Annotated in this window: 13 protein-coding genes; 3 read left to right on the top strand and 10 right to left on the bottom strand. The window is 69.4% G+C overall.

Annotated features, from left to right (window positions below; translation table 11 throughout):
* The first annotated feature begins 355 nt into the window (after nucleotides 1-355).
* On the top strand, nucleotides 356-733 hold the full coding sequence (locus ACFVWW_RS23980; RefSeq protein ID WP_386878992.1) for a reverse transcriptase N-terminal domain-containing protein: 378 nt from the start codon (nucleotides 356-358) through the stop codon (nucleotides 731-733).
* A 280-nt stretch (nucleotides 734-1013) separates the two neighbouring features.
* Here ACFVWW_RS23980 and ACFVWW_RS23975 read toward each other — a convergent pair whose 3' ends face one another.
* From ACFVWW_RS23975 to ACFVWW_RS23965, 3 genes are all read right to left on the bottom strand, one after another.
* Nucleotides 1014-2492 (bottom strand): amino acid permease, encoded by a 1479-nt coding sequence (locus ACFVWW_RS23975; protein ID WP_386878993.1) that lies wholly within the window; start codon nucleotides 2490-2492, stop codon nucleotides 1014-1016.
* Between the two features lie 99 nt (nucleotides 2493-2591).
* Entirely contained in the window at nucleotides 2592-2993 is a 402-nt protein-coding gene (locus ACFVWW_RS23970; RefSeq protein ID WP_386878994.1) for a hypothetical protein, read from the bottom strand.
* A 196-nt stretch (nucleotides 2994-3189) separates the two neighbouring features.
* Nucleotides 3190-4311, bottom strand: coding sequence for a TetR/AcrR family transcriptional regulator (locus ACFVWW_RS23965; protein WP_386878995.1), 1122 nt, complete (start codon nucleotides 4309-4311; stop codon nucleotides 3190-3192).
* Nucleotides 4312-4445: 134 nt separating this feature from the next.
* Between ACFVWW_RS23965 and clpX the strand changes: the two genes are divergently transcribed.
* The gene (clpX, locus tag ACFVWW_RS23960) at nucleotides 4446-5753 is read left to right on the top strand and encodes an ATP-dependent Clp protease ATP-binding subunit ClpX (RefSeq protein WP_386878996.1); all 1308 of its coding nucleotides are present in this window, start codon (nucleotides 4446-4448) and stop codon (nucleotides 5751-5753) included.
* A gap of 41 nt (nucleotides 5754-5794) precedes the next feature.
* Here clpX and ACFVWW_RS23955 read toward each other — a convergent pair whose 3' ends face one another.
* From ACFVWW_RS23955 to ACFVWW_RS23945, 3 genes are all read right to left on the bottom strand, one after another.
* Nucleotides 5795-6079 carry a hypothetical protein gene (locus ACFVWW_RS23955; protein ID WP_384188190.1) on the bottom strand — a complete coding sequence of 95 codons (285 nt, stop codon included), beginning with the start codon at nucleotides 6077-6079 and terminating at the stop codon, nucleotides 5795-5797.
* A gap of 38 nt (nucleotides 6080-6117) precedes the next feature.
* On the bottom strand, nucleotides 6118-6444 hold the full coding sequence (locus ACFVWW_RS23950; protein WP_384188191.1) for a hypothetical protein: 327 nt from the start codon (nucleotides 6442-6444) through the stop codon (nucleotides 6118-6120).
* 151 nt (nucleotides 6445-6595) lie between these two features.
* Nucleotides 6596-8140, bottom strand: a complete 1545-nt coding sequence (locus ACFVWW_RS23945) for an alpha/beta hydrolase family esterase (protein ID WP_386878997.1) — start codon at nucleotides 8138-8140, stop codon at nucleotides 6596-6598.
* 392 nt (nucleotides 8141-8532) lie between these two features.
* Between ACFVWW_RS23945 and ACFVWW_RS23940 the strand changes: the two genes are divergently transcribed.
* The gene (locus ACFVWW_RS23940) at nucleotides 8533-9225 is read left to right on the top strand and encodes a hypothetical protein (protein ID WP_386878998.1); all 693 of its coding nucleotides are present in this window, start codon (nucleotides 8533-8535) and stop codon (nucleotides 9223-9225) included.
* Between the two features lie 71 nt (nucleotides 9226-9296).
* On the opposite strand, the gene ACFVWW_RS23935 is transcribed toward ACFVWW_RS23940, so the two are convergent.
* The 4 genes from ACFVWW_RS23935 to ACFVWW_RS23920 all read right to left on the bottom strand — a co-directional run bounded on the left by ACFVWW_RS23935 (nucleotide 9297) and on the right by ACFVWW_RS23920 (nucleotide 12458).
* Nucleotides 9297-9626 (bottom strand): SCO4225 family membrane protein, encoded by a 330-nt coding sequence (locus ACFVWW_RS23935; protein ID WP_384188196.1) that lies wholly within the window; start codon nucleotides 9624-9626, stop codon nucleotides 9297-9299.
* A 58-nt stretch (nucleotides 9627-9684) separates the two neighbouring features.
* Nucleotides 9685-10341, bottom strand: coding sequence for a peptide deformylase (gene def, locus ACFVWW_RS23930; RefSeq protein ID WP_386878999.1), 657 nt, complete (start codon nucleotides 10339-10341; stop codon nucleotides 9685-9687).
* 127 nt (nucleotides 10342-10468) lie between these two features.
* Nucleotides 10469-11770 carry a ThuA domain-containing protein gene (locus ACFVWW_RS23925; protein ID WP_384329849.1) on the bottom strand — a complete coding sequence of 434 codons (1302 nt, stop codon included), beginning with the start codon at nucleotides 11768-11770 and terminating at the stop codon, nucleotides 10469-10471.
* Nucleotides 11771-12014: 244 nt separating this feature from the next.
* The gene (locus ACFVWW_RS23920) at nucleotides 12015-12458 is read right to left on the bottom strand and encodes an SPW repeat protein (protein WP_384188224.1); all 444 of its coding nucleotides are present in this window, start codon (nucleotides 12456-12458) and stop codon (nucleotides 12015-12017) included.
* Nucleotides 12459-12709: the final 251 nt, after the last annotated feature.

The raw sequence follows: 12709 nt of genomic DNA, 5'->3' as shown, positions 1-12709 counted from the left end.
GTTGGCATGGAGGGCCGGGCAGCGCGAACATTCATCAAGGGCGTTCCAGCGTCGGGAGCTCGGGCCCGGGTGGTAAAGGACCAACGGCTATTGCGTCCGCCGGAAGACTCGCGTGCGTCTGAGAGGTGCCTCCGGCGGGCTGAGGGCCTGGACCGCACACTTACATCCGATGTTTGGTGAATAGTCGGGCTGCCCGCCCCTTCCTGTCAAGGGCCTGCGCAAGCGTGCCGCACCAACGCTTCTGTTCCGGCAAGGGTGTTGAGCATACGGTCGCCACCGCACGCTTACAGCGCCACCTGAACTGCCCACAGGCACAGATTCATCGGGTGTCTGGTTGGTCGGCCCAGGCTATGACGTGCCCGCCGACAGCCTCCACTGCGGCGGGCACGTTGTCCCGTTGACGTTCGGTGGAGGTGGTGGCGAGTCGGCCTCGCTGCTCCGCTCCGGGGCCACCGCCTGGTCGAGGTGCACGCGCAGTCCGCGCCGTGCCGCCGAGGAGAACGTACGTCGTCTGCGCCAGCGCATCTTCGCGGCGTCGCAGGCAGGGGACCTGAAGAGGGTCCGCAACTTGCAGATGACGTGCAGCTCCAGGTCGGGGGCGACGTGTATGTCGATGCGGCGGAAGAACGCCGGCACGTCACGGCCGGTGTGGGAGCAGCGGGTGTCATGCAGTACCTCCCCGGAGTCCACGTTCGGCGCGGCGAACAGGTCCAGGGTGCCGTTCCTCTTGTAGTCCCGGGTCATCGTCCCGGCCCGCCCCGGCACCATCGGCAGGGACAGCTGGGCGCGGTCCAGAGCCTGGACCTGGGTTTTCGCATCGAAATAGAACAGCGCTGCGGCAGCCGGCGGGTTCACGCTCCACGGCGGGATCCGCCGTGCCTGCCATATCCGGGCCACCGTATCCGACGGCGGGATGGTCCCGGGCCGTATCCACGCCCTGCCCGTCGGCCACCGCTGGGGCCGCACCCCCGGCGACGCCGAGGCCGCCCTCGCCGCTCACGAGGCGCTGCCGATCAGCCGCGGTCGGCTGTCTCCTGGGTGGCTGCCGCGGCGGCCGTGCTGCGGACCCGTCCGCGTACGGCGAACCAGCCGGCGATCAGTGCGGCGGCGATGACCGGGATGAGCATGACCGTACGCCGGCCCACACCGCCGTCGGCCCACATCAGCACGACGACCCCGGCCAGGAAGGCGAGGGTGACCAGTTGGATGGCCGGCGATCCCGGCAGCTGGTAGGAGGGGCGCTCCAGCCGTCCTTCACGTGATCGCCGGACGAAGGCCAGGTGGCAGAGCATGATGATGCCCCAGGTGCTCAGCACACCGAGCGCGGCGATGTTGAGAACGATCTCGAACGCCTCACCCGGCACGATGTAGTTGAGCGCGACGCCGAGTACACAGACGGCAGCGGTGAGCATGATGCCGCCGTACGGCACCTGATGCCGGTTCATGAGCCCCGTCCACCTCGGCGCGGAGCCGGCCATCGCCATGGACCGGAGGATGCGGCCGGTGGAGTAGAGACCGGAGTTGAGGCTGGACATCGCGGCGGTGAGCACCACCAGGTTCATCACATCGCCGGCCGCCGGCACCCCGATCTTGGAGAGCACGGTGACGAAGGGGCTCTCCGAGGCCGAGTACCCGTCGTAGGGGATCAGCAGCGCGAGCAGTACGACGGAGCCGACGTAGAAGACCAGGACGCGCCACATGATGGAGTTCACCGCGCGCGGTACGACCTTGTGCGGCTCGGCGGTCTCCCCCGCGGTGACACCGATCAGTTCGACGGCGGCGTAGGCGAACACGACGCCCTGGAGGACCACGACGACGGGTACCAGGCCGGACGGGAAGAAGCCGCCGTGGTCGCTGATGATGTGCAGTCCGGGCGTCTGCCCGCCGACCGGGTGCTGGGTGACCAGCAGGAAGATGCCGATCGCCATGAAGGCGACGAGCGCGGCGACCTTGACGATCGCGAACCAGAACTCCATTTCGCCGAAGATCTTGACGGAGATCAGGTTCACGCTCAGCACGATGGTCAGCGCGATCAGGGCCAGCACCCACTGCGGGACATCGGTGAACAGGCTCCAGTAATGGGCGTAGAGCGCGACGGCCGTGATGTCGGCGATACCGGTGGTCGACCAGTTCACGACGTACATCCAGCCGGCGGTGTACGCACCCTTCTCTCCCAGGAACTCACGGGCGTAGGAGACGAAGGAGCCCGAGGACGGCCGGTGCAGCACCAGTTCGCCGAGGGCTCGTACGACGAAGAAGGCGAAGATGCCGCAGACCGCGTAGGCCACGGCCAGGGCGGGGCCGGCCGAGGCGAGCCGGCCGCCCGCGCCGAGGAAGAGCCCGGTGCCGATCGCGCCGCCGATCGCGATCATGTTGATGTGACGGGACTTCAGGTCCTTGCTGTACCCGGCGTCCCCCGCGTCCGGCGACGACGCGCCGGCGGTGACCTCCTTGAGCGAGGGGGGCGTGTCCCGGACGGCTTCCTTGCGCACAGTGGTTCATCTCGCTTCACTCGGGGGGAAAGTTCAGCCGAACCCTAGGCGAGGCCGAGTAATGATCTCCCTAGTGCCGCGAGGCACCGGTGAGGGACATCAGCGGCCGTACGTATTGCGGCACAGCTCTACGATGGGCGACTTCGCGACACCGTCCGATGCCGCACAGAGACCGCGCATGTCGTTGAAGTCCTGTCGGGGGCGCAGCGGTCGCACACCGAGACGCGGCTGCGTACGCGGGCGCCGCAGCTCGTCCTCGGGTGCTCCGGGCCCGTGTACGAAGGGGTCCGCCGCGGCTCTCTCCGGCGCCTGACGGTCGTCAGAACTGTCCCGCTGAGCGGCGGACTTGGTGCTCTCCGGCGTGTCCTCGGGGCCCGTCGCCGCGAGCTCTTCGCGGGCCGGCGACTGCGCCGGCCGGGGTGACTCGACCGGAGCGGGCGACCGGTTCTGCGCCGGTGCGAGGTTCGGGAGCGGCGGGTTTTCGGGGGGTGACACGGACATACAGCCCGTTGTGCCGAGGAAGAGTGCGAGAGCGAGAGGCAGCATGATGGTGTGGCGCATTCGTCCACCCTGCTCCTGATCGTGCCGAGCCCGGGGGCGGCACGCCACAGAACCACCGTCACGGATGACCTCGTTCGGGCCGGGACCGCCCGCGCCGTTGACATCGCCGTCGGCCCAAGGCGGTTGCCGCAGAAGGCTATCCGAGGTGTCGCGTCGACGGCGGGGCCTGACCGGTGGGCGCGGACAGCCCGGCCGAGGCGGCCGCGTGGCAGGCGCCGCGGCCGTCGGCGCGGGCGACGATCCGGTTCGCCACGGTACGGACGGCGGCCTCGGTCCCGTCGCTGACGGCGGGCACACCGGCCGCCGCGGCGAGGGCGCCCGACTCGTCGAACACCACCTGTAGGCGCGGCAGTGCCGAGGGAGGAAAGGCCCGGCGCAGGCAGTTGCAGAGCTCGGCGACGGCCAGCCGGGCCAGCGGCGCCAGTTCGGCGGGATCGCCGGTGACCAGGACAGCGGTGACGTGGGCTCCGTACGGCGCCGCCCGTACCGCCTCCTCGGCGGCTTCGAGCCGGTGCAGCCCGAGGATCGCCACCACGCCGTCACCCGCGAGCCGGGCGGGCTCGCCGCGTACCGCGTCCACCACGGCCGGTGGTGACCACGGTTCGTCGGCGGGCCGCGCGGCCGGAATCCATGGGGTGGGCGGCCACCACCCGTCGTTGAGATCAAGGCCCGCCAACTGCTCGCAGGCGCTGACGACGTTGAAGGGCTCGATGAAGCCGGGCGCGGCGGCGGCCATCTGGTTCGCGCCGTGCAGGGTCGTGAGGGCCGCTTCCGCGACGCGCACCAGGCGGCCCTGCGGTGCGCCGGGCGGGCCCAGACGCTCCAGGGCCAGCCCGAGAAGGATCGCGTTCAGCTTCATCAGCTGCGCGAACGGCCGCCGGATCCGCTCCTCGGCGAGGATCTCCGGCAGCAGGTGCATGCCGAGCCTGGCCGCTCCGTGCTGCTCGTCGGTGTCGGCGAGCGGGAGCCGTGCGACCCAGGCGCGGGCGAGCGCGCCGAGCGCCTCACGGGCGGTGCGGCCCGGCTCCGGGTGCGGCGGCTCGGGCGCGCGCTCGGCGAGTTCGGCCAGGACCGCGAAGTACAGCGCCCGCTTGCCGGGAAAGTTGGAGTAGACCGCGCCACGGGTCAGTCCGGCGCGCTCGGCGATGCCGTCCACCTTGGCGTCCCGGAAGCCGCGCTCGGCGAATTCATTCCTGGCCGCTGTCAGCACCTTGGCACGATTGCGCTCCTGCAGCTCCACCCTGCTGAGCCGGCCCATCGCCCCTCACTCATCCCCGCGTTGCCGTCCGTCCGGGTTCAAGATACCGTGAACATTCAGATGGTGACGTCATATGTACGCACCATTCGAATGAAGCTCACCCGCCCGCACAACACTTGAGGAGACGTTTCCGAGTGGCACGCATCGGTGACGGAGGCGACCTGCTGAGGTGCACGTTCTGCGGGAAGACCCAGAAGCAGGTCAAGAAGCTCATCGCGGGCCCGAGTCCCCTCTGCATCTGCGACGAATGCGTCGGGCTCTGCAATGAACTCATCGCGGAGGAACTCGGCGTGGCCGCGGAGGGCGGGCCGCTGGAGCTGCCGAAGCCGAGGGAGATCTTCGCGTTCCTGGAGCGGTATGTCGTCGGACAGGAGAGCGCCAAGAAGGCGCTCTCGGTGGCGGTCTACAACCACTACAAACGGATCCAGGCCGGCGAGAACGGCGGTGAGGCGGGCGTTGGGGCGGGCGTGAGGGAAGAACTGGTCGAACTCGGCAAGTCCAACGTCCTGCTGGTCGGGCCGACCGGCTGCGGCAAGACGTACCTCGTCCAGACGCTCGCCCGGATGCTCGATGTCCCGTTCGCCATCGCCGACGCGACGGCGCTGACGGAGGCCGGTTATGTCGGTGAGGATGTCGAGAACATCCTGCTGAAGCTGATCCAGGCGGCGGACTACGACGTCAAGAAGGCCGAGACCGGGATCATCTACATCGACGAGATCGACAAGGTCGCCCGCAAGAGCGAGAACCCGTCGATCACCCGCGATGTCTCCGGCGAGGGCGTCCAGCAGGCCCTGCTGAAGATCCTGGAAGGCACCACGGCCTCGGTCCCCCCGCAGGGCGGCCGGAAACACCCGCAGCAGGAGTCCATCCAGATCGACACGGGCAATGTGCTGTTCATCGTCGGCGGCGCCTTCGCCGGCCTGGAGGGAATCATCGAGCAGCGGGCCAGCCGCAAGGGCATCGGGTTCGGCGCCGCGGTCCACGGCAAGGAGGAGCGGGCGCAGCGGGACGCGTTCGCCGAGGTCATGCCCGAGGATCTGCTGAAGTTCGGGTTGATCCCGGAGTTCGTCGGCCGGCTCCCGGTGGTGTCGGCCGTCCAGCCGCTGGACCGCACAGCGTTGGTCCGGATCCTCACCGAGCCGCGCAACGCGCTGGTCAAGCAGTACCAGAAGCTCTTCGAAATCGACGGCGTCGAGCTGGAGTTCACCGAGGACGCCATCGGCGCGATTGCCGAACAGGCCCTGCTCCGCCGCACCGGCGCCCGGGCCGCCCGCACGATCCTCGAAGAGGTCCTGCTCAATGTGATGTATGAGGTGCCGAGCCGGGACGACGTGGCCCGTGTCGTGGTCGACCGCGACACCGTGCTCGACAACGTCAACCCGACGCTGGTGCCACGCGAACTGCCCCGCCGGGGCGGGGAGCGCGGCGAGAGGTCCGCCTGAGCCGCTCCCCTCCCGGCCGGTGTACGGCGATCAGCTCCCGGTCAGCAGAACCAGCCGTTCTGCACCCAGCCTCGGCGGTTGATGTCACCGTAGGCGAAGCCGTAGACCCAGTCGCCGTTCACCTGCTCCACCAGGAAGGTCTGGCCGCGGGTGAGGGTGCCCATCCAGGCGCCGTGCGGGGCTGTGACACGGACGAAGAGGTCGTTGGCGCACACGGCTTCCCGTTGGCCCACGGTGCCGTTCGCGGCCTGCGCCGGTGTCGTGAGGAATGTGGCGGCGAGCGCGAGCGACAGCGCGCAGGTGGCGCGCGCGAGGTGACGTGTCATCGACGGACTCCGTTGGGTGGGTGTGGGAAGGGGCGGGGTTACCAGGATCCGAAGCCGCCCAGGCATTCCTGCCGGACGAAGCCCCAGTCGTTGGGACCGAAGTCGAAGGTGGCCGCCCAGCCGTTGTAGACGGGGTGAGCGCCGCGGGTGTGGCCGACCTTGTCGCCGCGCAGAAGCGTCCGCTTGAGACCCACCGGGCCGCTCGCGCTGTCGTAGTTGGCGTAGAAACTGGCGCTGTCGCACACGATGACGGCGTGGTCCGGCACCGTGGGATCCGCCTGGGCGGCCGACGGTGCGAGCGCCAGAGACCCGCCGAGAAGTGCGCAGAGGCCCGTCATCACACGCAGCCGCTTTGTCATGAGCATGAGGGAGATAGTAAGTGCCGGTGGGTACGCGGTCCAGAGGACGGGGCAAGGCCCGTCCCCGGACAACACCGCCGACGGGCCCACTGCCGACCGAGGGTGCGGGTGAGGGTGCCGGGCGGGCGACAGCCGCCCGGCACCCCCGGCGTAACCGCTACTCCCACTCCACCGTGAGTGTGGCGTCGGCGCCGGACTTCATGAAGGCGTACGCGGTGGAGGCCGGCGCGGACGCGAGGCGCAGCCGTACCTGCGTGGTGCCGGTGAGGTTCACCGTGGTGAAGTCACTGGACGCCTTCGCACCCGAGGTGAAGCTGCCGATCTGCGCCGCCTCGGCCGCCGTGGCCGCGGCGGACCAGTCGTCGGCGGCCGTCGCGCAGCTCGCCCCGAAGCAGCCGGACCTGATGTCCAGAACCATCCGGTTGCCCGCCGCCCAGGGGTCGCCACTGCCACTGGCGCGCGCCACGGTCAGGAACGCCCTCTTCACCTTCACCCCGTCCGGGAGCGAAGCGGTGTCGAACGAGAACACGGCCCGGTTGTGCAGCCCGTCCGTGCCCCGGCCGACCGCCACGCCCAGGCTGCCTTCGAGCGTGCCGGTCGCCGGGGTGCCGCCGGTCGCGGACGCCTTCACATACCCGTCGTCCGCGGCCAGGCTCGGCAGCACCGCGGTGTGCGTCTCGTTCCCGGGTGGTGTTCCGCCGCCGCCGTCGCCGAGACCCCAGAACTGGCCGATACGGTACGAGGCGCACAGATTGACGTCGAGGACGTAGGCGCCCGCGGTGCCGCACTGCTGCGCTCCCGTCCCCGGGTCGACCGGCTGGCCATGTCCCATGCCCGTGATCGAGTAGGTCTCCACCACGGCCCGTCCGGCGCTGTTGCGATACACCGCGTGCGGATAGCCGGCCACGGTGTCGGTGGCATCGGCCGTGGTGTCCGTGCCCTGGACGGCGGTCCACTGCTCGACGGTCTCCGTCATGTTGACGGGGGCGACCGTCGTGTCGCTGGTGCCCTGCCAGACCGAGACCGCCGGCCACGGCCCGCCGTAACCGGGGTACGCGGCACGGACCTTGTCGGCCCAGGCCGCCGGAGTCAGGTTCTTCCCGGGGTTCATGCAGCTGAAGGCGTCGACCACACTGGTCGCACAGGCGTAGGGCAGGCCGGCCACCGGCGCTCCCGCGGCGAACACGTCCGGATAGGCGGCGAGCATGACGTTGGTCATCGCGGCCCCCGCGGACAGCCCGGTCGCGTAGACCCGGGCGGCGTCACTGCCCAGGTCGGTCTTCATCCGGTCCGTCATCTGCTTGATCGACAGTGTCTCGCCGGCCCCGCGCCCGATGTCCGCGGACTCGAACCAGTTGAAGCAGGAGTTGAGATTGTTCCCGGACTGCTGCTGGGGCAGCAGCAGCGCGAAGCCCCACTGGTCGGCCCATTTGGTCCAGCCGGTCTCCGCGTCGTATGCGGCTGCCGACTGCGTACAGCCGTGCATCGCCACGACGAGGGGGCGGCCGGCGGGCAGGCCGTCCGGCACGTACCGGAACATCCGCAGGTTGCCGGGGTTCGTACCGAAGCCGGTCACTTCGGTGAGCGACGCGGCCTGTGCCGTGGGCACGAACCCGGGCCCGCCCATTCCAAGCAGGGTGACGAGCAGCGCGAGCAGCAGCCCGGCGGTGGACAGTTTTCTCGATGTACGGGTTCTCTGCATGGCGGCTCCTTCGAGGCGTCCCCCCTGTGGCGGGATACGGACTGTAGGGCCGCTCACACACGGCGCAGCACGGGCCGGACCCCTATCAATCCAACGGAGCGGTGGGGCCCGGCCACATGGACGTCCTTGTGGCGCACCGGTGTTCGGTCGTGAAACAGCCCTGGCCGAGCGGCCGGTGGCAGCCACCCCTCGCGCACGAGGTCCGGGGGCTGAACTCCGGTCCGTGGCACACTCTTTCGCCCGCCGACGCCACCCCGGAGCCATAACACCACTTGCGAGCGTCGACGATGGTTTCCGCCCTGCTCGTCCCCGTTCCCACCAACAAGATTAGGCTGCTGTCCGGCGGCCACCAGCGGGGGCAACAGCGGCGGCCCGGAACGAAGGGCGACACCATGACATCCGCATTCGGCACACCAGGCAGTATCGAAGCGACCACAGCACTCCTGCAGGCGGAACTCCCCCGGCTCGAAGCACACCAGCAGATACTCGAAAAGGACCTGGCGACCGTCACCGAGCGCCTGGAGTCGGTCCGTACCGCCCTGAGCGCCCTGCACGGCTTGTCCCTCGCCCCCTACGTGGCGGAGCCTGCGGTGTCAGCGGACGACGCGTCGACGGCGGCGCCCAGCGCTTCGGGGGGCGCCGCGGCCGCGACGGTCCCGGAAGCGGAGCCCACCGCGGAGCAGACTTCCCCCACCGAGCAGACGCCTGCCCCCGCACGCCGGAAGTCCCGCAAGGCGGGCCCGGACACGAACCGCGCCACCGGCGCGAGCCGTAAGGGGAAGACGGACGAGCCCAAGGAGCAGAAGCACCGCCCCGCGAAGGGCGGCGCGGCGAAGGAGTCGGCCCCCGCCGTCCAGGACAAGGCCGTCGAGGACAAGCACCCCAGTGGCCTGACCGAGCAGGTCGTCGAGATCCTGTCCAAGGCCGGTGACGCCCCCGTCCGGGCCCGCGACGTGGCGCAGGCGCTGGGACGCGATGACACTCCCGGCAGCATCAACGCCGTACGCAGCACGCTCGACCGTCTCGTCGCCACCTCACGCGCCCACCGCGCGGGACGGGGTCTCTACCAGTCCCCCGGCAACTGAGCGGGAGACGACGAGGGCCGGGCCGGCAGCGTCGGCCACGTAGGCGGTGACAACGGGGGTGACGGCGTCGCTCAACGCGGCGAGAGCCCGTTGGGCGCCGTCCCACCGCCGCCGGCCTTGTGAACCGTCAGGCCGATCACAGCCGCGTTGACCAGCGCCGCCACCGCGAGGAAGGGCAGAACAGCCATGCCTTCGACGTCCAAGAACAGGACGAGGAGGCTGGTGGGCGCGGTGAAGAGGAGCGGGAAGATCCCGGCGAACGAAGCGTCGTCGTGGGCCACGAAAGCGGTGTCGATCCCCACCCAGATGATCAGGGCCGCCGCCACGGCCAGATAGACCCGTGACGCCCAGTTGCCCACGACCGCGTCCACGACGCGCCGCACCGTGCTGTTGCCGTTCATCCGTCCTCCAACGCCGAGTAGGACCCGCAGCCCAACCGACTGCTCGCTGTGCCCGGCTTCAAACCCCGTCGGCCGGCGGGCGGTTGGCGAGGGTGAAGCCGAGCTCCCGCGCCGCCAGGTCGGGGGTGGGCTGCGACCAGCGCTCGATCACGTGGTGCGTGGCGGAGAGCGACCGCGTCTCGGCGATGTCGACGTAGAGCCTTCCGTCGAGGTGGTCGGTCTCGTGCTGGACGATGCGCGCCGCCCATCCCGAGAACTCTTCGTCGATCTCGTGCCCTGCTTCGTCCTGCCCGCGCAGCCGGACACGTCCGTGGCGGGCGACCACGGCCTGCCAGCCGGGGACGCTGAGGCAGCCTTCGAAGAAGGCGGCCCGCGCTTCGCCCACGGGCTCGTACGAGGGATTGACCAGGACGCGGAAGGGCTGGGGAACGCGGCAGCGCGCCTCCCGCACCGCCTCCGGGACCTCGGCCGGGTCCTGGATGACGGCGAGCCGCAGCGGAATTCCCACCTGGGGCGCCGCCAGCCCGACCCCGGGGGCGGCGCGCATCGTCTCCCGCATCGCTCGTACGAGGCGGTGGAGCCGTTCGTCGCCGAGCTGCCCTTCGTACGACAGCGCGGGAGTCCGCAGCACCGGGTCACCGGCGGAGACGATGGGCAGCGGACGAGGACCGTCGAGGAGTCCGTCGACGAGTTCGGTCAGCGTGATGGCCTGCATGGATCCACTTTCCCAGACGCGCGCGCCCGGCGAAGGGCGGGTCCTCGGAACGGTCCTCCGCCGGTCCTGGCGGGCGGAGGACCGGGCGCCGGGGCGCGCTACGTCCCGTGGCTCCTCAATTCACCGGTCACGGCTGCTCTACGAGCTGGAAGGACTGCGCCGCTGAGCCGTTGCAGGAACGCTGGACCAGCTGGCTGCCGGATGTGGCGCTGTCCGGGGCGCTGAGGCATTTCCCGCTGTGCCTGGCGGTGAAGTGGTAGCGGCCGTTGGCCTCTGCCACGGGTTGCCACTGCTGGTTCGTTCCGACGGAGTACGTCCACAGCTGGAGCGGGGCGTTGTCGGCGGTCGACACATTGGTGACGTCGATGACCTGCTGGCTGTTGGCGCGGATGCCGATCCGGGAGAATCCGCCGCTGGTGGCGCGGAACTGGAACTGCTGGGCCGTGGTGGCGTTGCAGGTGTACTGCTGGATCGCCGTCCCATTGGCGGTGGCCGCCGCGCGGGCGTCGACGCACAGGTTGTTGCCGCCGTTGACGAGCGTGTACCACGCGGTCTCGGAGATCGGACCCGTCGGCGCCGGTCCGCCCCCTTCGCCCGTGCCCAGCCACTTCAGGCTGTCGATGATGAAGCGGTTCTGGGTCTCGCTGCCGAACGTCGACGACAGGGTCTGCCCCGTGCTGTAGTTCATGGCGTTGTGCCCGAAGTTCGCGTAGATCATTTTGTAGTTGGTGTTGGTCCACATGATCGGGTAGTCGCCGCTGTACCAGGACTGATTGGGGTCCGTGCCCAACGGGAAGCTCACCGGGTCGACCGAGGCCAGGGTCTTGATGTTCGGGTTGTTCCTGAGGTTGTTGTTCCAGCTGTACCACTCGCTCACCGAGGAGGTGAACGTGGCGGGCAGGCCCGTGGTCGAGGGGTGGGTCCGGTCCTCGACGCGCAGGGTCGCGGTGGTGGGCCCCCAGGTGTTCGACCGGAAGTTCCCGGAGCCGAGGAACTCGTTGTAGTACCAGGGCCAGCTCTGGGCGCTGGTGGTGAACGCGGAGACGTGGAAGCCCATCCAGGCACCTCCGCCGCGCATATAGCGCTCGAACCCGGACCGTTGGCCGGCCGTCTGCGGGGCGTCGTCCAGGAACAGCACCACCTGGTACTGCTGCGGGGTGATGCTGGACAGCAGCTCCCAGTTGTTGGTCGCCGTGTACGAGAAGTTATTGGCGGCCGCGGTCCGGGGGAACCACTCGTTGGCTTCCCGGACGAAGCTGATGTGGGCGTCGTCCCAGGTGCCGTTGTAGAAGGCCAGCACCTTGAACGACGGTGCGCTCGGCTGCTGTACGGCCGCGTGGGCGGGGGCGGCGGTCAGGCCGAGCAGCACGGCCAGCAGTGCGAGCAGCCGCAGGGCCATGTGCCTCGCACCGACTCTGTTCCTGGTCATCCGGGGATGATCCTTTCCTCGACCGGCTATGGGGGGTGAGTTCACACAGTGGACTTGCCATGCGCATGACAGGTGTACGCCACGGACGTACACAGCGCGATCGTGGGGATGCACCGCCCGGGGAAGGGGGAGCACGGCTCACTTCGTGATTTAAGAAGTGAACGAACCCCCTGTCAAGGTTTTGGTATGGACCAATGCGCGGCAGAACGCGGCCGACCCGCCAGGGGCAGGCCGGCCGCTCACTTCACGCCCTTCGGCGACTGCTTCTCATCGCCGCGCCCACGCACAGCAGACCGAGCAAGGCGGTGAGACCACCGATGACGGCGTTGCTCCAGATGACGCCGGCGTCAGGACTGCTGCCGACGACCCAGGGAGCCGCGATCAACCAGGCGCCCATGACACACATGGCCCAGCTCAGGCCGTACATCCTCCCGGGAGTGGCGGTGAAACCGAGCGCCAGCACGGCAATCGCGATGCCCATGATGACGTTGTGCGTCGCCAGGGACGGCTGGGTGCTCGAGAAATGGATGATCCAGGGCGACACAGCGCAGTACAGGCCGACGAGAAACACCGGTCCGTCCACGAGTGCCACATCGTGCCCTCCGAGCATGCGGGCGTAACGCGCTCGCATCTCGGGAACGTCGGGATGACCGGCCAGGTCCCCCCTCGTATGTGACACGTCGGCCATACGACTCGCCTCCTTCGATCGCGCAAGTCTGACCAGGTCGCGCGACTCGGAGTCACGCACCAAACCCATTTTGCGCGCTTTGCAGGCTTTTGTGTAGCGGAGTCCGGGCATGCTCGACTCACCGGCGCCGTCCACGGGATTCATACACCGCCTCGCGTTCCTGTATGTGAACAATGAACGGCCTCCAGAAGCACACGCACACGCCATGGACAGCCCAGGGCCGGGAGTTGAAGATAGAGCTCCCCCACATC

This window comes from Streptomyces sp. NPDC058198 (assembly GCF_042882605.1).
GTDB lineage: Bacteria > Actinomycetota > Actinomycetes > Streptomycetales > Streptomycetaceae > Streptomyces.
This window is presented reverse-complemented; position numbering and strand designations above follow the sequence as displayed.